General features: G+C 36.4%; 19 protein-coding genes and 4 pseudogenes. 22 read left to right on the top strand and 1 reads right to left on the bottom strand.

What is annotated here, in order from left to right; translation table 11 throughout:
• Positions 1–29 precede the first annotated feature (29 nt).
• From fliM to QE429_RS15830, 20 genes and pseudogenes are all read left to right on the top strand, one after another.
• Positions 30–1,004, top strand: coding sequence for a flagellar motor switch protein FliM (gene fliM / locus QE429_RS15915; RefSeq protein ID WP_307288303.1), 975 nt, complete (start codon positions 30–32; stop codon positions 1,002–1,004).
• A gap of 1 nt (position 1,005) precedes the next feature.
• Complete coding sequence (gene fliY / locus QE429_RS15910) at positions 1,006–2,130, top strand: flagellar motor switch phosphatase FliY (protein ID WP_307288301.1); 1,125 nt, start codon at positions 1,006–1,008, stop codon at positions 2,128–2,130.
• 27 nt (positions 2,131–2,157) lie between these two features.
• Positions 2,158–2,520 carry a response regulator gene (locus QE429_RS15905; RefSeq protein ID WP_373463206.1) on the top strand — a complete coding sequence of 121 codons (363 nt, stop codon included), beginning with the start codon at positions 2,158–2,160 and terminating at the stop codon, positions 2,518–2,520.
• 172 nt (positions 2,521–2,692) lie between these two features.
• Complete coding sequence (locus QE429_RS15900; protein WP_307288299.1) at positions 2,693–2,992, top strand: hypothetical protein; 300 nt, start codon at positions 2,693–2,695, stop codon at positions 2,990–2,992.
• Positions 2,993–3,153: 161 nt separating this feature from the next.
• Positions 3,154–3,579: pseudogene (locus QE429_RS24485) on the top strand (MCP four helix bundle domain-containing protein); the annotation flags it as partial.
• Between the two features lie 873 nt (positions 3,580–4,452).
• A pseudogene (locus QE429_RS24550) lies at positions 4,453–5,316 on the top strand (methyl-accepting chemotaxis protein); the annotation flags it as partial.
• Positions 5,317–5,558: 242 nt separating this feature from the next.
• Positions 5,559–7,563 (top strand): annotated as a pseudogene (locus QE429_RS15890) (chemotaxis protein CheW).
• A gap of 20 nt (positions 7,564–7,583) precedes the next feature.
• Complete coding sequence (locus QE429_RS15885; protein WP_307290849.1) at positions 7,584–8,024, top strand: chemotaxis protein CheW; 441 nt, start codon at positions 7,584–7,586, stop codon at positions 8,022–8,024.
• Between the two features lie 34 nt (positions 8,025–8,058).
• Positions 8,059–8,571: a chemotaxis protein CheW gene (locus QE429_RS15880; RefSeq protein ID WP_307288294.1), complete on the top strand. Its 513-nt coding sequence runs from the start codon at positions 8,059–8,061 to the stop codon at positions 8,569–8,571.
• Between the two features lie 14 nt (positions 8,572–8,585).
• Positions 8,586–9,173, top strand: a pseudogene (locus QE429_RS24480) (MCP four helix bundle domain-containing protein); the annotation flags it as partial.
• Positions 9,174–9,233: 60 nt separating this feature from the next.
• Positions 9,234–10,796: a methyl-accepting chemotaxis protein gene (locus tag QE429_RS15875; RefSeq protein ID WP_373463265.1), complete on the top strand. Its 1,563-nt coding sequence runs from the start codon at positions 9,234–9,236 to the stop codon at positions 10,794–10,796.
• Between the two features lie 200 nt (positions 10,797–10,996).
• A complete protein-coding gene (locus QE429_RS15870) occupies positions 10,997–12,856 on the top strand; it encodes a methyl-accepting chemotaxis protein (protein WP_307288290.1) in 1,860 nt (619 codons plus the stop codon).
• A 43-nt stretch (positions 12,857–12,899) separates the two neighbouring features.
• Positions 12,900–13,181, top strand: coding sequence for a methyl-accepting chemotaxis domain-containing protein (locus QE429_RS15865; RefSeq protein WP_307288289.1), 282 nt, complete (start codon positions 12,900–12,902; stop codon positions 13,179–13,181).
• Positions 13,182–13,560: 379 nt separating this feature from the next.
• A complete protein-coding gene (locus QE429_RS15860) occupies positions 13,561–14,004 on the top strand; it encodes a YaaR family protein (RefSeq protein ID WP_307288286.1) in 444 nt (147 codons plus the stop codon).
• A gap of 22 nt (positions 14,005–14,026) precedes the next feature.
• Positions 14,027–14,461, top strand: a complete 435-nt coding sequence (locus tag QE429_RS15855; RefSeq protein ID WP_307288284.1) for a DUF6115 domain-containing protein — start codon at positions 14,027–14,029, stop codon at positions 14,459–14,461.
• A gap of 17 nt (positions 14,462–14,478) precedes the next feature.
• A complete protein-coding gene (locus tag QE429_RS15850) occupies positions 14,479–15,363 on the top strand; it encodes a flagellar hook-basal body protein (RefSeq protein WP_307288283.1) in 885 nt (294 codons plus the stop codon).
• Between the two features lie 23 nt (positions 15,364–15,386).
• Complete coding sequence (locus QE429_RS15845) at positions 15,387–16,244, top strand: flagellar hook-basal body protein (protein WP_307288281.1); 858 nt, start codon at positions 15,387–15,389, stop codon at positions 16,242–16,244.
• 168 nt (positions 16,245–16,412) lie between these two features.
• Entirely contained in the window at positions 16,413–17,921 is a 1,509-nt protein-coding gene (gene fliD / locus QE429_RS15840) for a flagellar filament capping protein FliD (RefSeq protein WP_307288279.1), read from the top strand.
• A 298-nt stretch (positions 17,922–18,219) separates the two neighbouring features.
• A complete protein-coding gene (locus tag QE429_RS15835) occupies positions 18,220–18,549 on the top strand; it encodes a carbon storage regulator (RefSeq protein ID WP_307288278.1) in 330 nt (109 codons plus the stop codon).
• A gap of 108 nt (positions 18,550–18,657) precedes the next feature.
• Positions 18,658–19,839, top strand: a complete 1,182-nt coding sequence (locus tag QE429_RS15830) for a flagellin N-terminal helical domain-containing protein (RefSeq protein WP_307288277.1) — start codon at positions 18,658–18,660, stop codon at positions 19,837–19,839.
• Positions 19,840–20,255: 416 nt separating this feature from the next.
• Here the strand turns inward: QE429_RS15830 and QE429_RS15825 are convergent, their stop codons facing one another.
• Complete coding sequence (locus QE429_RS15825) at positions 20,256–21,107, bottom strand: DNA endonuclease (RefSeq protein WP_307288276.1); 852 nt, start codon at positions 21,105–21,107, stop codon at positions 20,256–20,258.
• A gap of 185 nt (positions 21,108–21,292) precedes the next feature.
• Here QE429_RS15825 and flaG point away from each other — a divergent pair, with 185 nt between their 5' ends.
• Entirely contained in the window at positions 21,293–21,652 is a 360-nt protein-coding gene (gene flaG / locus QE429_RS15820; RefSeq protein WP_307288274.1) for a flagellar protein FlaG, read from the top strand.
• Between the two features lie 15 nt (positions 21,653–21,667).
• On the top strand, positions 21,668–22,243 hold the full coding sequence (locus tag QE429_RS15815; RefSeq protein ID WP_307288272.1) for a DUF6470 family protein: 576 nt from the start codon (positions 21,668–21,670) through the stop codon (positions 22,241–22,243).
• Positions 22,244–22,306: the final 63 nt, after the last annotated feature.

The following is a 22,306-nucleotide window of genomic DNA, read 5'->3' as shown; positions in this document are numbered from 1 at the left end:
AACTCAGGGAAGAGTTAGGGGGATGCCCTTTGGCAGATGTATTATCGCAACAAGAGATTGATGCCCTGTTATCCGCCTTAAATAATGGTGAAATACAAGCGTCTGATGTAACGGTTAAAGAGGAAAAGGTAAAACTTTATGACTTTAAACGCGCTATGCGTTATTCCAAGGAACAGTTGAGAAGTATTACGAGAATTCATGAGAATTTTACTAGATTATTAACTTCTTATCTTTCTGCTCAACTTAGAACCTATGTTCAAATACAGATTGATTTGGTAGATCAAGTAAACTACCAAGAATTTATCGCGTCGATCCCCTCGCGTACAATTTTGAACGTTTTTGAGGTTCAACCAATGGATGGGAAAATGGTTATGGAAATGAACCCTCAAGTTGCCTATGCAATATTAGAACGGTTGCTAGGGGGACAGGGGATATCATCCTCGGGTAACGGGTCATTAACAGATATAGAAACAGTATTGTTACAAAAGATTTTCTTAAGAGCATCAGATATTTATCAAAATGCATGGAAAAATATCGAAAATATAAAAGTGAGATCGGAAGCAATTGAATCAAATCCGCAATTTATACAAATCTCTTCCCCAAATGACACAGTGATTGTTATTGCTCTCCACATAACGATTGGAGAAATTACGGGAAGAATGACTCTGTGTATACCACATTTGATTGTGGAACCAGTTTTGCCTAAATTATCAACACATCAATGGCTTTCTTCCATGTCGAAAACAAGCGCACCTCAGCAGGATAAAATTAAGCAAAACCTGGACACTATTGGTGTACATGTAATTGCGGAGTTAGGAAGGGCTACTTTACCGATTTCCGAACTTTATAACCTGCAGGTCGGAGATGTGATTGGTATAGAAACTGGAAAAATTCAAGTCAAAGTAGATCAAGTGACGAGATTCGTAGGAAATCCAGGTCTTCAAAAGGGACGCTACGCTGTTCAAATAGAAGAAACAATCCACTCTGAAGGAGATGACATATAAAATGAACGAGGGGTTATTATCTCAAGATGAGATCAACGCACTGTTTAATCAAATGAATGAAACACCTAGGTTATCGATAGATGACTTTTTGAGCTCCTTGGAGCAGGATGCTTTAGGGGAGATTGGGAATATTGCATTAGGGAGCTCTACCACAGCTTTATCTTCACTTCTTAACCAAAGAGTTGAGATTACTACGCCTACACTGTCTGTGATTGAACAGGAGAAGATGGAAGAGTTAATAAGTGAAAAACATGTGGCTGTTCATGTGGATTATACGGAGGGAATTCGCGGTAAGAATTTGTTAATGATCAAAGAGCGAGATGCTAAGATCATAGCTAATTTGATGATGGGCGGAGATGGAACGTCCCTTGAACCGGAACTTTCAGAATTACACCTAAGTGCCGTTCAAGAAGCAATGAACCAAATGATGGGATCCGCTGCCACATCTATGTCCACTATTTTTAGTCAGAAAGTGGATATATCACCGCCTACCATTGATGTACTTGGTTTTCCGCCTAAGAAATTAGAAGACCTTGAGGATGATATTATTTTAGAGATATCTTTTAATTTAAAAGTGGGAAGTTTAATAGATTCAAATATGATCCAATTTATCCCACTATCATTCGGAAAAGATATGATCCAAAAAATCATGTCACCAAGTGCGCCAGCTGAACCAAGTTTGAATATAGAAAAAGAAGTAAAACCAGTAGCTAGTCAGCCTGTAAAGACCCAGGCAGCACCTACTTCTTATTATCAAGAACAGTCATTTTCAGAAAGCAGCACACAGCATTCACATGTTAATGCTAATGTTCAGAAGATAGAATACACTACTTTTAACGAAACAACTTCAAGCAATTCTTATTCAGGGAATATTGATATGTTATTTGATATTCCACTTGAAATAACGGTAGAGTTAGGACGCACCAAAATGCAAATTCGAAAAATATTGGAATTAGGTCCTGGTGCCGTTATTCAACTAGATAAATTGGCCGGAGAACCAGTAGATATTCTTGCCAATCATAAACTGATTGCTAAAGGTGAAGTGGTCGTAATAGAAGAAAGCTTCGGCGTTCGTATTACAGATATTATCAGCCAGATTGACCGTATTACTAAAATGACCAATTAATCAAAGAATGTAGGAGGAGAAAAAATTATGGCTAAAGTATTAATCGTTGATGATGCAGCATTTATGCGTATGATGTTGAAAGATATTTTGACTAAGAATGGACTTGAGGTAGTTGGTGAAGCAGTAAATGGGGCAGACGCTGTAGATAAATACCGTGAACTTAATCCAGATATTGTGACAATGGATATTACTATGCCTGAGAAAGACGGGATTAGCGCCGTGAAAGAAATCAGAGGGTTTCATCCTCAGGCTAAAATTATTATGTGTTCTGCGATGGGGCAGCAGCCTATGGTATTAGAGGCAATTCAAGCGGGTGCGAAAGATTTTGTGGTAAAACCGTTCCAACCTGATCGTGTCATGGAATCTATTAAAAAAGTATTGGGTAGCTAATTATCCCCTTTCGTATGATTCAAAGTTTTACGATATGAATACACGAATAAGGCGTAAAGGGAGTGGGCTTTTGTCAACACCACAATTAGGGAATTGTCCAAAATGCAGAAAGCTATATCTTCGAATTAGAAATATTTGTGAAGAATGTTATCAAAAAGCTGAAGAGGATTTTTTGAAAACAGCAGCATATTTGCGTGAATATCCTGGCAGCACAATACAAGAAGTAAGTGATGAAACCAAAGTCACGGTTGCTCAAATTCGGGAGTATATATTGGCTGGCCGAATTGTAATGGGGAGCTTTCCTAACTTAACATATCCATGTGGAACGTGTGGTAGTATGATACGATCAGGTAAAATTTGCAAGAGCTGTTCGACACAAATTAACCAATTTGAAAGTAAGAATGAACAGGAAGTAGAAAACAGTCTTAATAGAACCGACAAGGCTGGAGGCTATATAAGACATTACTTATAAAAGTGAAAGCGAGATGTGTATGGAACCAATATTATCGGTCCCCAGTCCTCTCGCTTTTTCAATAAACTATCAAAGTATTCTCGAATTTAGCTCGAAAATTTGATAGTGAGTGGTATGCATTATTTTGATTTTTTTAGTAGTACATAAAGGAGATGTAAGTAATGGTGGGGAAAATAAAAAATTTATCAATGGGTGTGAAACTTTGGGGTAGCTTTATCATTGTTTTTTTATTTTTAGGCTCTATTTCGTTTGCTTCTTACAATAAAATAAACATGTTAAGTAACGATGTCAGCGGTATGGGCAGTACTCAAGTGCCGGAACTAGAAATCATCGGAAATTTAAAAGAGGAAGTAACCAATGTTAGATTGTATGCATCCCAGCATGCCTATGAACAAGATGCAGCAACAAAAGCAAATCTAGAAAAGTATATTGAAACTGAAGCAGCAAAAGTAAGAAAAAACATAAAAGATCTTCAAAAAATAGATCCTTCTCCTGAAAATAAGAAGTTTCTAGACGAGTTTAGTAAAAGCTTTGAGAAATATGTAGCCTACACTCCTGATTTCTATGAAGTATCTAAGAGTAACAAATATGAAGATGTTCATGGGAAAATGGGACTTTTATCAGCGCTAGGTGGAAAGACAATGGTTTCACTCGACCAGCTGTCTAAGAGTGTGAAAAAGACCAATGATGGAATCATTGAGAACGCAGCTAAAGATTCTTCTAGTGCAATTATGGAAATTATTATTGCGTCGATTATTGGCATGTTCTTTAGTATCCTAGTGGCATTCCTTATCAATAATCTAATCAGACGATCTGTTTATGGTGTCGTTACAAATGCAGACATTACAACCAATTCTGCTTCTGAAATTAAAAAATCGATTGAAAAGACTGCACAAAGTGCACAAGAGTTAGAAGTATCCATGAATAAGGCCAACGATTCCGTTGGGGAACTAGTTGCTTCTATTCAACAGGTGGCTGGGAATACCAATGTAACGGCATCAGGTGTTGATGAAATTTCTGCTGCTGTTGAGCAAATGAGCGCTTCTATTAATATAGTAAAAGGAAGTGCTGATCATCTGTCTGCGTCTGCCGAGGAAACTTCTTCAGCAATCCAGGAAATGATGGCTTCGATTGAACAGGTGGCAGTTAGTACTAGTACAGTAAATGAAACAGTTGAGAAATTTTCAGAATCAATCGAATATATGAATGAATCTATTAAAGGCGTTAGTGAATACGCGATTAGTTTAACAGATACAGCAGAAAAAACATCTGGAACAGTTGAGGAAATGGTTGTTTCTATAAAGAAGGTAGCTGAAAGTGCACACACAGTTAATCAGTTAAGTAAAGAAGTAAAAGATGATGCATATAAAGGAACGATTTCTCTAAATGAAACGCTAAATGGAATGAAAGAAATTTCTAATGTGATCGATCAAACTAGTTCGGTTATGGAAACTTTAGGAAAGAGTTCGAAGGAGATTGGAAGTATCGTTGCAGTTATTGATGATATTGCTGATCAAACAAATTTACTGGCACTTAATGCAGCTATTGAGGCCGCACGCGCTGGTGAACATGGTAAAGGTTTTGCAGTTGTAGCTGATGAAGTACGTAAGCTTGCTGAAAGATCAGCACAAGCAACAAAGGAAATTGCTAAATTAATTAAAGGAATTCAAAGTGAAACAACTGTGGCTATATCTTCTATTAAGGATGGAGCAGAAAAAGTTAAAATAGGAAATGAACTAGCTGAACAAACGAATCAGGCTATCATGAAAATTGTGGAAGGTATTGCTCAAGTAACAGATGAAATGAATCAAATTGCTAAAGCAACAGAAGAACAAACTAAGAATAGTGAATTTATTACAAAAGCAGTAGAAAGTGTAACTACTCAGGCAGTTGAAATGACAGAATCAGCTAAAGAACAAACCATTACGGCAGAAGAAATTGTCAAAGGGATTGTAAATACAAAGGATCAAATTCAACAAATTTCAATTGCAACTGCAGAACAGGCAAAGGGTAGCCATGCAATAGTAGCAGCAGTTGAAAATGTAACCAACCAATCAAGTTCAGTGACTAATGCAACAAAAGAACAAGCATTAACGGCTGAAGAAATTGTTCGTAATATTAACAGTATCAAAGATATGGTACAACAAATGCTGATTGCAACAAATGACCAAGCTAGATATGGAAAAGAGATTGCTTTAGAGGTTGGGAATGTACAAAAACAAACAGAAGAATTGAATACCAGTATTGAAACACAAACAAAAGAAGTAGAAGAGGTAGTGCAGGCCATTACAGATGTAAATTCACAAATTCAGAAGTTAAAATAAATCATCCAAAGAAAGGACGCTTTCGCGATGTATGCGAAGGCGTCTTCGTTTACCATTCATTTATTTTGATAAAAGTAGATATGTTTCTATCAATATTATCAAAAACTGAAAATCTATCAAAAATATTTTGTTAAATTAGTCAAAATTTATGCTAATATGAGGTATATAACTGTATTTTTTTAGGTGTAACAATGAAAGCTTTAGTCCTACTTTTGTATGCTATTTAGCGAGGGGAAGTTGAAATGGATTTAAATAATTATTTAGAAATGTTTATTGAAGAATCAAAAGAACATTTGCAGTCAATCAATGACGAACTTTTAAAGCTTGAATCAGATTCATCAAATACTGGTATAGTAAATGAAATATTCCGTTCAGCCCACACTCTTAAAGGGATGGCCGGATCAATGGGATTTGAAGATCTTGCTTCATTAACACATGAAATGGAAAATGTCCTTGATCTTCTTCGTAATTCTAAATTAACAATTACTTCAGAAATCATGGATGTCATTTTTACATGTGTCGATTTAATAGAAAAAATGGTAGATAGTATTGAGGCTGGCGGAGAAGGAAAGGAAAATGTAACAGAAGTTGTGGCAAAATTAAAAATAATTCAAAACCCTGATCACGCTGATCTCATCCATGCTACCCGTGAGGTTGCTGCCACTGCAGAATTCGTTTTGGATGAATTTCAAGCCACTGTAATTAACGAAGCAAAGAAATCAGGAATGGGCTTATATCAGATTAAAGTCTCACTCGATCAAAATTGTGTTATGAAATCAATAAGGGCTTATCTTGTTTTCCAAGCAGCTGAAGAACTAGGTGAGTTAATTCAAACGATCCCACCTGTCGAACAAATTGAAGAAGAGAAATTTGATGATTCTTTTACCTTACTAATGTTGTCGGAGCGCAGTCCTCAAGAAATACATGCACAATTAACAAATGTGGCTGAGGTTAGAGAAGTCATTGTGGATGAGGGAACGAGTTTAGAATCTTCTGATACGACAACCACTTCAGCATTAACCGAAGAGAATAAAGTTGAGAAAGTGACTCGTACAGAAAATAAAGAAGATTCGAGCGCTGGAAAGAAGAAACCACGTGCTAAATCCATTAGGGTTGATATTGATAAATTAGACCACTTGATGAATTTATTTAGTGAATTGATCATTGATCGCGGAAGACTTGACCAAATCGCCAAGAAATCTCAACTTTCCGAACTTACCGAGACAGTTGAACATATGACGCGAATCTCTACTGACTTACAAGGACTCATATTGAATATGCGTATGGTGCAAGTAGAGCAGGTATTCAACCGTTTCCCTCGAATGATCCGAGACCTTGCAAAGGAATTAAATAAGAAGGTTCAATTAGTTATTGAAGGATCTGAAACGGAATTAGATAGAACGGTAATTGATGAAATTGGTGACCCTCTAGTCCATCTATTAAGGAATGCATTAGATCATGGATTGGAAACAGCTGAAGAAAGAGTTGCAGCAAATAAGGTCGAAGAAGGAACGATATTCATTAAAAGCCTATCAAAGCGGCAACCACGTGTTTATTGAGGTCTCTGATGATGGAAAAGGTATCAACCGTGAAAAAGTATTAAATAAGGCAATTGAACGCGGTGTAGTATCAGAAATGGAAGCTAAAACTCTAACAGATCAGCAAGTGTATTCATTGCTATTCTCATCAGGTTTTAGTACAGCAGATAAAATTTCGGACATTTCTGGACGCGGGGTAGGTCTGGATGTTGTAAAAACGAAAATAGAATCTTTAGGCGGTTTAATTACGATTGATTCTACTCCTGGAAAGGGCTCAATTTTCCATATCCAATTACCGCTAACGTTATCTATCATTTATGCGATGTTGGTAAAAGTGCAGGATGAAACGTATGCTATTCCATTTAACTCCATCGTGGAAATAACAACTACAGAAGAAAATCAAGTGACAACACTTCATGGCCAAAAAGTTATTCAATTTAGAGAACAGGTTGTCCCACTAATATATCTAAATGAAATCTTGCAAGTACCACCAAATGGTGAATCAAAGGATCAACATCAACAATTTATCGTGATCGTTCGAAAGGGTAACCAAAGTAGAGGCATTGTCATTGATTCAGTCGTTGGACAACAAGAGATTGTTTTAAAAACATTAGGCGAATATTTAACTAACTTACATGTAATATCAGGTGCGACAATCCTTGGAGATGGACAAGTAGCCCTTATCATTGACTCTAATCAGTTTTTTTAAAGAAAGGGTGAACCTAAGTGATGGAAGATATCAAAGTTATCGCTTTTACATTAAAGGATGAAGAATTTGGATTGAACATTGATTACGTTCAATCTATTGAGCGGCTTACTCACATTACAAGAGTACCAAATGTTCCAACTTATATAAAAGGTGTAATCAATCTACGGGGAAACGTCATCCCCGTTATAGATCTTCAAAACAAGTTAGACATTGGACAAACGGTTTACTCTGAAAGCTCACGTGTCATTATCGCAAAATATGAAGAGATAGAATTAGGTTTCATTGTTGATAGAACCAGTAATGTTATGAATATTTCTTCTGATAGCATTGAGCCTGCAACATCCAGTGGATTTAATACAAATTATTTTGAAGGAATAGCAAAGTATGATGGACGTTTAATTATTCTTTTAAAATTAGAAGAATTAATAAAAAATGAGACGAATGAAACGGACATAGAGTGATCTACATTTTATAACAAGTAAAGGGGGGCATCGTATGAGAGAACAAGCTAAGTTTCAGGATGCGAAAGTGCTTATTTTTAAGATAGGACAAGAAGAATATGGTGTACATATTAATCAGGTTGTATCCATAGAAAGAATGCAGACAGTTGAAATTACACCTTATCCTAATCGGGCTCCACATGTATTAGGAGTTGCATATATCAGAAGTATGGTCACTCCTATTGTCGACATGCGGGCAGCACTCACGGGGCAATCACTAACCCAAACAGATGCGACGAGAATGATTATTGTGAAGGTGTACGATAAAGAAATTGGATTGATTGTGGATGCTGCAACAGATGTACTTGACCTTCCTCCGGATTCGGTCGAGCAGACCAATATACTTGAAACGAACAATGTTTCTTATCTAATGGGGATTTCTAAGTTTGATCATCGTTTTGTTATTCTTCTAGATATTGAAAAGTTATTGGAAAATACTACGAATCTTGATGATTTAAAAGAAATGGTCCAAAACTTTATCAATAATAAAGAGGAAGCAGAAGTCTAAAGGAGAGGTTAGTCATGCAGAATAAACCACAAAAAAATATTTTAAGTACATCCTACAAGTATTTAAAGCTAGCAAATAACATCTCTATGGGTGTTAAACTATGGGGCAGCTTTATTGTCATGTTGTTATTCTTGGGATCCGTATCGATCGTTTCATATTATAAAATAAATGTTCTAAGTGACGATGTTTCTTATCTAGGGAATACCCAACTAAAAGAGGCCCAAATAATCTCCAAGTTAAAAGACAGTATTACAGATATCCGGTTAAATTTAACGAAATATTCATATGAGAAAAGTGAAGACGAAAAAAAGAAAATTGAAAATATTGTAAATGCTGACATCAAAAAGGTGAAGAATGATGTGAAGGATTTGGAACAAGTCGCAGCACATTCGAATAAAGATAAAAAATTAGTAAATCAATTTAAAATTAACTTCGGTTCATATGAAAATACCATTCCTACGATTTTTGCAATAAAAGAGGATGAAAATTACTACACCACGCATGCAAGATTAGGAGTTCTACAACATAATGGTGACAACACCATTAGTTCACTTGAAAGAATGGCTCAAAATGCGCAAAAAAATACAGATACCATTATCAAGGATGCTCAGGCACGTTCAACTAACTCTCTAATTCAAATCCTGGTTGTTTCTGTGTTAGCAATGGTTTTAAGTATTTTAGTTGCCTTTTTAATCAATGGGCTTATTCGACGTACAGTAAGCGGTGTATTGAAAAATGCAGAAATAACTACTAATTCGGCAAATGAAATCAAGCAGTCTATTGATAAAACAGCGGTCAGTGCTCATGAATTAGATGCTTCCATGAATAAAGCTACAGATGCAATCAGTGAATTAGTGGCATCTATTCAGCAAGTGGCAGGGAATACGAACGTAACTGCATCTGGCGTAGACGAAATTTCTGCTGCAATAGAGCAAATGAGTGCTTCGATTAATTTAGTAGCTTCAAGTGCGGACCAATTTGCAGCCTCGGCTGAGGAAACCTCCTCGGCGATTCAAGAAATGATGGCCTCTATTGAACAAGTAGCCATGAGTGTAGGAAATGCGGGCACAAATGTGGAGGAAATTTCCGTTTCCATCGAGGAAATGAGCCATTCAATTAGAGGTGTAAGTGAACATGCTGTCAGCTTAACGGATACAGCAAAACAAACAGCAGAAACCGTAGAAGAAATGGTTGTTTCAATTCAACAGGTAGCTGCAAGTGCAAAAACGGTTAATGAGCTAAGTAATACGGTTAAAGAGGATGCTCTTGAAGGTACGATCTCACTGAATGAAACATTAAATGGTATGAAAGAAATCTCGAAAGTGATTGACCAAACAAGTGTGGTAATGGAAAACTTAGGGAAGAGCTCAGAAGAAATTGGCAGCATTATCGCAGTGATTGATGATATTGCCGATCAAACCAACCTATTAGCACTCAATGCGGCAATTGAAGCAGCACGCGCAGGTGAACATGGAAAAGGATTTGCAGTTGTTGCTGATGAGGTACGTAAGCTTGCTGAAAGATCAGCAAAAGCAACGAAGGAAATTGCAGACTTAATCAACGGGATCCAAGCGGAAACAACTGTTGCTGTTGCCTCTATCAAAGATGGAGCGCATAAGGTAAAAGTAGGAAATCAATTAGCAGATAAAACGAACCAAGCGATAAGGAAGATTTCTGACGGAATTTCTCAAGTAACGCATGAAATGAATCAAATTGCCAAAGCAACGGAAGAACAATCCAAAAATAGCGAGTTTATCACGAAAGCGGTTGAAAGCGTAACAAGTCAGGCAGTAGAAATGACTCAATCTACTAAAGAGCAATCGGTTACAGCGGAAACCATTGTTAAAGGAATTATTAGCACCAAAGAACAGGTACAACAAATTTCAATTGCAACAGCAGAGCAAGCTGAAGGAAGTCATGCGATTGTTTCCGCAGTAGAACATGTGACTCACCAATCGGCTTCTGTTACCAATGCAACAAAAGAACAGGCGCTTACGGCTGAAGAAATTGTTCGTAATATTAACAATATCAAGGAAATGGTTCAACAAATGATGGTGGCCACCAATGAGCAAGCAAAGTATGGTCAGGAAATCTCGGTAGAAGTTGGAAAAGTTCAACAACAAACCGAAGAGCTAAATTCCACCATTGATACACAATCAAAGGGCGTTGAAGAAGTCGTCCTTGCTATTACCGACGTAAATAAACAGATACAAAGACTAAAATAATATATTTTCTCTCCAGAAAACGCCTTCAACTATGAAGGCGTTTTTGTTTTTATTTGATTAAAAAATTTATATAAACTTAACATTTTATACAAACTGTAAAGATTATGTAAAAATCTATCAAAATGAAACAAAATCGGCGGGAATCATGGTAAATATAGCTATAGATAATAGTTTTTACCTTTAAGACAGTGAGGGATTGTATGAGTAAAAATGGAAAATTTAAAAACATATTTTTAATGAAATGGTCTACAAGAACAAAAATTATAGGAAGTTTTTTTCTGGTGTTACTTATTTTATCTATAGTGTCCTTAACTGGGTTCTTAAGTACGAAAAAGTTATCAAACAATATAAATGAGCTAGGAAAACAAAAAATAATGGAGACACAATTAGAAGGGGAATTGGTTGAACATGTAACTAAGGTAAGATGGCTGGTGACAAGATATGCATTAGAAAGAAATCCAGATAAACTGCCATCAATTGAAAAAAAAATATCCTCTGAGGAATACCAAATTAAAATACTTTCTAAGAATATGGAAAAGTACACTACTGTTATTGTAAATCAAAGAACCCTTAAACATTTTAATCTATCATTTGAAGAATATATGAAACAGTTTCGTAGTATAATTGCATCTTCGAATATATTAAATAACAAAGGTATAGAAGAGCAATTAGATACACTTGAACCTCTTGCCGATCGAGCGATAGAAAAACTGAATCTATTATCCGATAATACCAATAATGAAAATAAAAAAGTCATTTCTCAGGCCGACAAGGATTCGAAAGCGTTTTTAATTCAAATTATTACTTTAGGAATTATTGCTATTATTTTTTGCATTGTTATTGCATTTCTCTTGATAAAGCTTATACGTAGGTCTGTAGATGGGGTTATGAAGAATGCTGAAGCCACCAGTCATTCTATTACTGGGATTAGGACATCAATTGACCAGACTGTGAAAAGTGCTCATATACTAGATGATTCCATGAATAAAGCCAATGATGCAATAAATGAATTAGTTGCCTCCATTCAACAAGTAGCAGGGAATACGAATGTAACAGCTTCAGGGGTTGACGAAATTTCTGCAGCAATTGAACAAATGAGTACTTCTATTTATTTAGTGGCGTCTAGTGCCAATCAGTTTGCAATCTCTGCGGAGGAAACATCTTCTGCTATTCAAGAAATGATGACGTCCATTGATCAGATAGCCAGCAGTGTGGGTAATGCAGGAACGAATGTGGAACAAATTTCAGGTTCCATCGAAGAAATGAGCCATTCAATTAATGGGGTGAGTGAACATGCCGTTAACTTAACGGATACAGCAAAACAAACAGCAAACACAGTAGAAGAGATGATTCTTTCAATTCAACAGGTAGCTGCAAGTGCCCAAACAGTTAATGAGCTAAGCAAAACGTTAAAAGAAGATGCCTATGAAGGAACAATTTCACTGGAGAAGACACTAAACGGCATGAATGAAATTTCTAATGTAATAGAACAAGCTAGTGTAGTGATGGAAAACTTAGGGAAGAGCTCAGAGGAAATTGGCTGTATTATCGCAGTGATTGATGATATTGCCGATCAAACGAATCTACTAGCTCTGAACGCAGCAATTGAAGCAGCACGCGCAGGTGAACATGGAAAAGGATTTGCAGTTGTTGCTGATGAGGTACGTAAGCTTGCGGAAAGATCAGCAAAAGCAACGAAGGAAATTGCTGCCTTAATTAACGGGATTCAAACTGAAACGACGGTTGCAGTAGCCTCTATCAAAGATGGAGCGTATAAGGTAAAGGTAGGAAATCAATTGGCAGATAATACGAAACAAGCGATTAGAAAGATTTCTGAAGGTATATCACGAGTATCGCTCGAAATGAATCAAATTGCAAAAGCTACAGAAGACCAATCCCAAAATAGTGAGTTTATTACAAAAGCCATGGAAAGTGTAACAAAACAAGCAAAAGGGATGACTCAATCTACGAAAGAGCAATCCATCACAGCTGGAACGATTGTAAAAGGAATTACCAATACCAAGGAGCAGATACACCCAAATATCTATAGCTACAGCTGAACAAGCAAAAGGAAGTCATGCCATTGTCGCTGCTGTAAAAAATGTGACTAGCCAATCAGCGACTGTTTCGAACGCAACGAAAGAACAGGCGCTTACGGCTGAAGAAATTGTTCGTAATATTAACAGTATCAAGGAAATGGTTCAACAAATGAGGATGGCCACCAACGAGCAAGCAAAGTATGGCCAGGAAATCTCGGTAGAAGTTGGAAAAGTTCAACAACAAACCGAAGAGCTAAATTCCACCATTGTTACACAATCAAAGGGCGTTGAAGAAGTCGTCCTTGCTATTACCGACGTAAATAAACAAATTCAAAGACTAAAATAATTAAATAATCAAAAGAACGACACTTTCTCAATTAAGCGGATGTGTTTTTTATTGACTGTGTTAGAAAGATTGTTGGTTTAATACCCAGTTGATTGGAGCGGAAGGCGCGAAGACTCCTGTGGGAGTATGGTTCAGGAGAGACCCCGCAGACGCTTGCGTCGAGGAGGCTCGCCGAAACACCCACGGAAAGCGAAGCGCCTGGAGCGGAAATAAACAGACAAATTTAAAAGAGATATTATATTAAAACTATCATACTTAAAAATATACAACTTTTAATGAAATTTATAAAAAGTTGGGGTATAATTACAACATAATTTTGATTTATTTTGATACTTTTTCACAAGAATGATTGGAAGAGATACGATGGGGGTGAATTCACTTGAAAATACAGGACCAGGTAAGGATTAGTATAGGGGATTCCCGTCTCTCAACAAACGACCGTACATCAGCTAATACTGCATCCTTTCAAAAAATATTCAATACTTATTCAAAAGAAATCTCGAAAGAACATCTCCAACAAATTTTGCAAGATATCGACCAGCAGGGGCAACGCTTAAGTGAAAAGCCTACTTTTTCTGAACTGAGGAAGTATAAAGAGCTGGTTAAAAGGTTTATGGGAGAAGTAACAAAGAATGGTGTTGGAATATATCAAACAGATACCTGGGATCCATACGGAGGAAATAAAACCTTAAAAACCATCCAGGTGCTTGATCGTAAATTAATGGAGTTAACCGACCATGTTCTAAAAGAGCAGGACGAAGGTCTGTCTATTTTGGACAGGATTGGTGAAATTAAAGGCTTATTAATTAATTTATATACTTGATCAATAGAAAGGGGAAGAACACGTGCAAGAATATCTAAATGTAGCAACTTTAGTAGTCAATTTTATCGCTGTGCTGTATTTAGTCATCAAGAGTTCTTTCCGAAAAAAAATGGACTATCAGCTGGAACTATCCTTAAAGATGGTATCCAATCAAGAAAAATTGATGCGTCAATTAACTGATATAAAAACAACTATAGAGCACCACGATATGATGAATCAAAGAGAGACTGAACAATGGAAGGCAGAAATGGTTCAAGCATTGAATGCGGTGAAAATTGAATCTGACACTAATGCAAAAGCAAACAATGGTCAGCATTTATTTTTGAATGATCGATATAAGGAAGTTTTTGATTTGCAAGCTAAAGGTCTCTCAGTGGAAGAGATTGCAAAGCAATTGAGTAAAGGTAATGGTGAAGTCGCTTTTATTCTCCAATTGGCTGAACAGGCACGTACTTAAGAAGAGAGGTATTTTTTATGCTAAGAGGTTTATATTCTGCAGCGTCAGGGATGTTTTCCTTAGAACGTAGACAAGAAACACTATCTAATAATCTCGCCAATGCACAAACACCTGGGTTTAAAAAGGATGATACGGTTATGCGTGCATTTCCTAAACTATTAGTGGAACGTATTAGAGACTATAATGAAACGATTCCTGGCGCTAATGGATTAACGATTCCAGGTCAGGGGGTACCAGTCGGAGAGCTAGCAAACGGTGTTTATGCACAGGAACGGATCCCGAGCTTCCTCCAAGGGGCACTTGTTCAAACAGATCAACCATTAGATATTGCTATAGATGATCAGAACATTCCTTTGCAAGTTGTTAATGGCCGAACAGTGAAGCCCACAGCCTTTTTCGCTGTCGAGCTTCCAGATGGATCGGTTGGATATACCCGGAATGGAAAATGGGACTTAGATTCGAATGGGAATCTGGTTACATCTGATGGATATAAGATACTGGGTGCGGATCATAAGCCTATTCAAGTCACTGGTGGTGTCAGTAAAGATGATTTGTACATAGATGCAAATGGTCAGGTAATTGCTAATCCTAATGATGTTGCAAATGCTAGACAGGTGGGCCAAATTGGGATGGTTGTTGTACAAAATCCTTATGATCTTACTCGCCAAGGTGGAAATGTTTATAAATCTGAAAATCCACTTCCATTTATCCAAGATGCAGGTGGGACGAATCCCGGCGTTACCCTTCACCAGGGATATGTTGAACAATCAAATGTAGATCCCGGTCAAACAATGGCCGATATGATGATGACAGTGAGGGCCTATGAGGCAAATCAAAAGGTTGTCAGTGTGTATAATCAATCACTTGAACAGCTTTATTCGGTAGGAAAGATTAACGGATAATATCCAGAATAGGGGAAAGTCACTTGAATACGTCATTATATATTTCTTCTGGGGCTTTACAAGCGTACCAACAGAAGATTGATACTTCTGCAAACAATATTGCTAATGTGAACACACCAGGATTTAAACGAAAAGATCAAAGTTTCTCTGAGATTTTGGCTTCTCAACTGAATAATCAAGGTCGAACGGATCAAGAAGTTGGGCGCCTGACGCCGGATGGATTGCGCGTTGGCTACGGAACCCGAACAGGTCTTACTCAGCTAGTCATGGAGCAAGGGCAAGGTATTTCAACTGGAAATCCTTTTGATTTAATGATTCAAGGAAAGGGTTTTTTCCAAGTAGGGTATCCTTCTTCTACTGCCGGAGGAGCTGACGAGGTACGTTATACACGCGATGGGAATTTTCATTTGAGCCCAAATCCTACTAAACAAGGAAGCTATCATTTAGTGAATGCGAACGGTGGTTACTTACTCGATCAAAATGGGAAGCCGGTTGAGTTGGATGGCCAATATGAGGTTAGTATTGATGCAAATGGTAAAATGAACTTAAGAAGCAAGGATGGCAGTGGTACACCGTTTATTTCTGGCCAACAAGTGGGGATTGTCGATATTCAAAATCCTCATGTATTAAAAAATATGGGTGGGAATGAATTTTCTATCGATTCTACTGTGTTACCTGCTGGGGCAAATGCATCTAATTATGTACGGATGCTTCAGCCAGGAGAGGTGCAGATCGCTTCTGGTTTTCTAGAAGGTTCAAATGTTGATTTAACGAAAGAAATGACAGATCTAATGACCACGCAGAGAGGGTTTCAAATGAATGCACGAGCGGTTTCCTATGCGGATCAAATGATTGGAATTGCGAATGGGATTTTAAAGTAGTTTGATAGAAAAGAGACGTGTTTTGCGTCTCTTTTTTTGTAGTAAAGGTGTATTTTCTATAAATATAGGAAAAATCACTTAACATTATTGGTTTTTGACCGATAATACAAAACAAATTAATTTTTTATACTAAACTACATAGATATGAACGGAAAAGGAGTGAAAAGAATGATTAATAGTAATAATACATTGAGAGTCACCGGGCTGGCATCTGGGATGAATACGGATGAGATTGTAGCAAATCTGGTAAAAGTTCAGAGTGCTCGTTTAAACAAATTACAGCAAAATAAAATTACGACCACTTGGAAACAGGATGCCTACCGAGATGTTAACAAAAAATTGGACGAATTTCGTAAGGCGATGGAAGGACTACGTTTGCAGTCGACTTTTAATAAGCAGACTGTAACTTCTAGTGATCCTAGAATAGAAGTAGCTTCTGCGGGTACTAGTACCTTAACAGATTTTGTGATTTCTGAAGCAACACCTGCTGAGGCAGCAAAACCAGCTACTGTTAGTTTTGCGAGTGAATCTTCAAGTGTTGGGGCTGCGGGGCTTTCGTTTACTTTAAACAATATTGACATTACACTTGACCCCAATCTTACATTTGATCAAGCTGTAGCAAAAATAAATGAAAAAAGTAGTCAAACAAATGTCAAAGCTGAAAATGTGGGTGGTTCATTAGTTTTTACTACTTTGACAACTGGATCGGCACAAAAAATTGATATTGCAATTACAGATACAAATAGCCCCTTAAAGATAGACAATACAACAAATATCACTGGAACAGATGAAAAGTCAGGCACAGTTACTATAAATGGAACACAAATAGCGGTTTCTTCAAATAAGTTTACATATCAGGGAGTCTCGTTTAATTTAAAGGAAAAAATCCCTGCAAATAGTACTATTTCAGTTCGAGTAAGCAGTGATACGCAAGGAATATTCGATACAGTAAAGACATTTGTTGATAAGTACAATGAACTTATTGCTGACTTAAATGGTAGATTAACAGAAAAACGCTATCGTGATTACCCACCATTGCTGGATGATCAGAAAAAAGATATGAAAGATAATGATATTAAGTTATGGGATGAAAAAGCGAAGAGTGGGTTGCTAACAAGTGATTCAACGATTCGATCATTTTTGACAGAAATGCGAAATAGTCTTGTAACGTCTGTTCAAAATCCTGCTTTGTCAACAGCCTTTAAATCGTTAAAAGACATTGGGATAGATTTTTCAACAAATTATAGGGAGAACGGAAAGTTAGTTTTGAATGAAGAGAAACTAAAGGGAGTTCTTCAGACAAATTTAGAAGATGTTAAAAAACTTTTCTCAACAAAGGGTACAGGGGCAACAAGTTCTTCAACAACAGTAACAGATACTAATATGCATGATAATAGTGGATTTGGTTGGAGAATCTATGACAGAATAAATTCTACAATCTCTGATCTTGGATCATTAGCTGGCTCACCAAATTCACTAGTTGACACTAAAAGTTCCATTGCAAAACAATTGAAATCCTTAGATGAAAATATTGATAGAGAACAAGATAAGGTTAACTCTTATGAACAACGATTGTGGAAGCAATTTGGACGCTATGGAAAAGGCAATACAGCAGCTGAATTCACAGGGATCTTGGCTGTCACAACAACTAGGAATGTAAATTATCTATTTTTATAGAACTGCTTTATCTAAGAGTTAATTAATCTTGGATAAAGCAGTTCTTTTATTTTGATTCAACAAAAGAAATTTCAAAAAATTTAATAAAAATTACTAAACAAAATTTAGGAAGGACCGATAATAATAATAACAACAACAACAAGATTATTCTTTGATATTACAAAATTATAAAAATCTAAAAAACATAACGAAGAAAAGCTTGTTAATATCAAAAAACTTTCAAAAACTACTAAACAATTCGAAAAGTCTTCCGATAATAAGAATTGTACAAGTTAATGAATCGATGGAGGATGGTAACGTGCTCATTGTAGGCAGAGAAATCGGGCAATCAGTGATCATAGATGATGTTATCAAGGTTACTGTCTTACAAATTGGTTCAAAACTGCGCCTAGTCATTGATGCACCAGAGAGTATTCAGATTTCTAAAGTGAAAGAGAGTACTAATAGAAAGTATCTTAAAAAAGGAACTAAAATAATTGAGTCTTCAACTCAAATTGGTGAAAACATAAAAATTACTATTCTCCAAACTGAATCTGGATTATTCCGTTTTGCTATCGATGCACCAAGGGAAATTAGTATATATCGGGAAGAATTGTTTAATGTTAAGCCAAAGGAACAAATTATTTGAGATTTTAAGTAATTTATTTTTGGTAATAGCCCATAGGGTTTATTATATATGAGTTTTAAGGGAATTTCCCAAATATTAAAGTAAATTAATTCTAGGAGGAATTTTATTATGCGTATTAACCACAATATTGCTGCATTAAACACTCACCGTCAGTTGAACAGTGCTTCAAATGCACAAGCTAAATCAATGGAAAAATTATCTTCTGGTCTTCGTATTAATAAGGCTGGGGATGATGCTGCTGGTCTTGCAATCTCTGAAAAAATGCGTGGTCAAATCCGTGGATTAGATCAGGCTTCACGTAACGCTCAAGATGGAATCTCGATGATTCAAACTGCTGAAGGTGCATTAAACGAAACTCATGATATACTTCAACGTATGCGTGAATTATCTGTTCAAGCATCGACAGATACAAATAACACAGATGACCGTGAGGCAATCGGTGAGGAATTATTACAATTAAAAAGCGAAGTTGACCGCATCTCTAAAACTACAACATTTAACGGTAAAAAACTATTAAATGGAGACTTATCTGCTACTCAAAATGGTGGAACAGCAGTAGTAGGTAAAGCATTAGCGACTTCTACTTCTGCAATTTCTAAAATTGATGTTTCAGGTGCACTTGGTGGAGACACTTATACATTATCTGATGCAACTGGTGGTAAGGTAACATTAACTCGTGGTTCTGACTCTGTAGCACAAACAATTACAGCTGAGCCTACTATTGGTGCAGATGGTAAATCAACACTTAATTTTAGTGAATTAGGTATTTCAATTGAAATTGCTGGTGCTTCTGCTGGTACCGCTGCTCAAGTAGCTGCTGACGTAAATTCTTTAACAATAACAACTGGTGCCAACTCATCAGCTAGTTTTGCTATTGGGTCAAATGGAACTAACGACGAAAAACTAGCAGTTTCATTCTCAAAAATGGATTCCACTACACTAGGAAGTGCTGGTAGTGAAATTGGAACTTTAGTAAATGGTGCTGCAAATACAATCGTTGATACACAAGCAAAAGCAGATGCATTAACATCATCCCTTGATGCAGCGATTAAACAAGTATCTAAGCAACGTTCAACTCTTGGTGCAGCACAAAATCGTTTAGAACATACAATTAACAATCTTGGTACATCTTCTGAAAACTTAACAGCTGCTGAATCTCGTGTAAGAGACGTCGATATGGCGAAAGAAATGATGAACCAAACTAAGAATTCTATTCTTTCTCAAGCAGCACAAGCAATGTTGGCTCAATCAAATCAGATGCCTCAAGGAGTTTTACAACTTTTGAGATAATGATTAGAAGGGCGTCTAGTTTGGTAACGAACTAGAGAATAACTGGGTGAATTGCTGGAACGTCCTAAAGCTTTATCAACCACAACGGAACTGGAAACGGTCAATGTAATGGTTTGAAAATGATAAGGATGAAACAATGGATAATCAGCAGCCAAGCTCCTGTGAGGAAACTCTGGAGAAGGTTCAACGACTAGGGAATACGGTCTAAGGTTAATTACTATGACTATGAATCCCGTAGGGCAGCCAAATGCTGTTCGAAGTGCCCGGCTCCATAGAATTATGGATGAAGATATAGTCTATTCTGTAATCGAAAGATACAGTCGCAAAGCAAGCGAACCAACAACCACAAGGAGTTCTTCAACTTCTTCGTTAATAATAGTAAAAGAGGCTTTGATTATCAAAGTCTCTTTTATTTTTCATAAAAGATTCAACTTTCTTAATTCACAAAGTTTATATACTACTGACCAATAGGTTCGGCCAAGTAAAATGGCTATATCCTTATCCGAGTGCCCGCTTTTCTTTAAAGAGATCAGCAATTTATTTTCATCTGAAGAATAATTTTTATTTCTATTAGAACTAGAAACAATAAGTTCGTAATCAGGGTATTTTAGTTTGCATTTTTGAGTTTCTTGTTCAATACGGTAACTCAAATTAGTTTTGTAAAACATACTTGGGCAAGTATCTGAAACGTCTTTTATGATATTTAAATAGGCAATTGTTTCATTAACAGATGTTGTTCGAAGGATATATCCATGTCCATCTTTTCTACTTGCCAACCTTAAAGTAATCTGAAAATTGTCTTGGATGTGGTTTTTAAGAAGAGTTAATTCTTCTTTGGGATAGTTTTGTAAGTATAAGTAGATATGTGGTGTAATATAAATTTTTTTATTACGATGGTTAATTTTTGTACTGATGCACAATGAACCATCATCCATGTAAAGAATAGCTAGAAAATGCGGTAGATTACAAAATTGTAATATGGATGCTGGTACTATTTTGTTCCCATTGTGGTTATAAAAAAGTGCCAATAAGTCTGTAAAAAGAGAACTGGAGGCTGACCGTAAACAATTACTTTTTGGAGTAATATAAAACAAGCCATTCATAAGTTCCATTTTCCATTCACGGTATTCTTTTTGATTTTCCCCGTAGTGCTCTCTGTAACTGCTATTTTTTCGTCTACTACCTTGATAAAGTTTGGTTAGCTCACCATCACCTATTATACTAGCAATTAGAACATTGATTTGAATATTATTTAGAGTGTGAAACACAAAACTCACCACCTATATAGAACGTATGTTTCTATATTGATTATAAATGATTTTAGGTAAATATCCAAATTTTGATCTGAATATTCATAATTGCTTTTTCGTTCATTTACATAATTTTCACTAAACATTCATGTATTTCATCCGATAATTAAGTAAAAAGATATTGTCAGAATGGGAGGCATAAAATGATAGACAAATTATCGAACTCCACTAACCAATCTGTAGAATATACAGTTCCAAAAGTGGAAGGAATTCCAAAGGTCAAAGAAATTGTACCAGAAAAGCAAGAACAGCCTCAAACAACACCTCAGCAAGTACAAACAAAAGAAAAAACACAAAAAGTAATAGATAGTATGAATGATTTTCTAAAGGCTTCCAATACACATTTAAAGTTCCAATTTCATGAAGAATTAAAAGAATACTATGTTACCTTGGTTGATGATACAACAAATGAAGTAGTGAAAGAGATTCCTTCGAAAAAGATGTTAGATATGTATGCAGCAATGACAGATTACCTAGGTATCTTAGTAGATAAAAAAGTATAGGCCTGGTAAAAACAAATGCAAATTCCACAGATAAGATTACATCAAACAAATGCACAGATTGGCCTTCGGATCACCCAACCGGTTCAGGAGATCCAACAAAAACCTGCTGATTTATCCATAAAACAGGTTCCTGCAAGGATGACTATAGATCGGAAACCTGGACGACTTGAAATTGACCAGGAACAGTTATGGAATGAATTGAATGTTAAGCGAAATGGTATTTTTAGTGAGGATATGGCAGCGTTCGCAAAACAAGAAGCTTTTGAAGCCATAGGTGAAAAAGCTCAAGAAGGCGATCAATTAGCTGCAATCGAGAAAAAGAATGACGCCATCCAATCCATCATATCAGCCAAAGTAAACCCTGGGCCCGCTGAATTTACTATCGGATTTATTCCTAGCTATGGTTCAGTCAAGATTCACTTTACTCCAACAGAGGTTGCGATAGATTGGAAACAGGGTGGAGCTGAAATTGAAACAACACCAAATAAGCCAATCCATAATTACACACCAGGTAAAACGGAAGTATATCTCCGTCAAATGCAGGATTTACAAATCGACTTTGTCGGTGGAAATATAGATAGTAAATCATAAAACGACCAACAGCGGAAAGAAAACTTCCGTTGTTTTTTATACCACTTTTACACTATAAATAGG

Source organism: Bacillus sp. SORGH_AS_0510, from assembly GCF_030818775.1.
In the GTDB taxonomy this organism is placed as follows: Bacteria; Bacillota; Bacilli; order Bacillales; family Cytobacillaceae; genus Neobacillus.
The sequence above is the reverse complement of the archived record's forward strand: the minus strand, read 5'-3'. Positions and strand labels throughout refer to the sequence as shown.

Excerpts from the sequence above, each read along its gene's own strand:
- fliY (WP_307288301.1), top strand. The coding sequence starts at position 1,006 with ATGAACGAGGGGTTATTATCTCAAGATGAGATCAACGCACTGTTTAAT.
- QE429_RS15905 (WP_373463206.1), top strand. The coding sequence starts at position 2,158 with ATGGCTAAAGTATTAATCGTTGATGATGCAGCATTTATGCGTATGATG.
- QE429_RS15885 (WP_307290849.1), top strand. The coding sequence starts at position 7,584 with ATGGAAGATATCAAAGTTATCGCTTTTACATTAAAGGATGAAGAATTT.
- QE429_RS15880 (WP_307288294.1), top strand. The coding sequence starts at position 8,059 with ATGAGAGAACAAGCTAAGTTTCAGGATGCGAAAGTGCTTATTTTTAAG.
- QE429_RS15875 (WP_373463265.1), top strand. The coding sequence starts at position 9,234 with ATGGTTTTAAGTATTTTAGTTGCCTTTTTAATCAATGGGCTTATTCGA.
- QE429_RS15870 (WP_307288290.1), top strand. The coding sequence starts at position 10,997 with ATGAGTAAAAATGGAAAATTTAAAAACATATTTTTAATGAAATGGTCT.
- QE429_RS15850 (WP_307288283.1), top strand. The coding sequence starts at position 14,479 with ATGCTAAGAGGTTTATATTCTGCAGCGTCAGGGATGTTTTCCTTAGAA.
- fliD (WP_307288279.1), top strand. The coding sequence starts at position 16,413 with ATGATTAATAGTAATAATACATTGAGAGTCACCGGGCTGGCATCTGGG.
- QE429_RS15830 (WP_307288277.1), top strand. The coding sequence starts at position 18,658 with ATGCGTATTAACCACAATATTGCTGCATTAAACACTCACCGTCAGTTG.
- flaG (WP_307288274.1), top strand. The coding sequence starts at position 21,293 with ATGATAGACAAATTATCGAACTCCACTAACCAATCTGTAGAATATACA.
- QE429_RS15815 (WP_307288272.1), top strand. The coding sequence starts at position 21,668 with ATGCAAATTCCACAGATAAGATTACATCAAACAAATGCACAGATTGGC.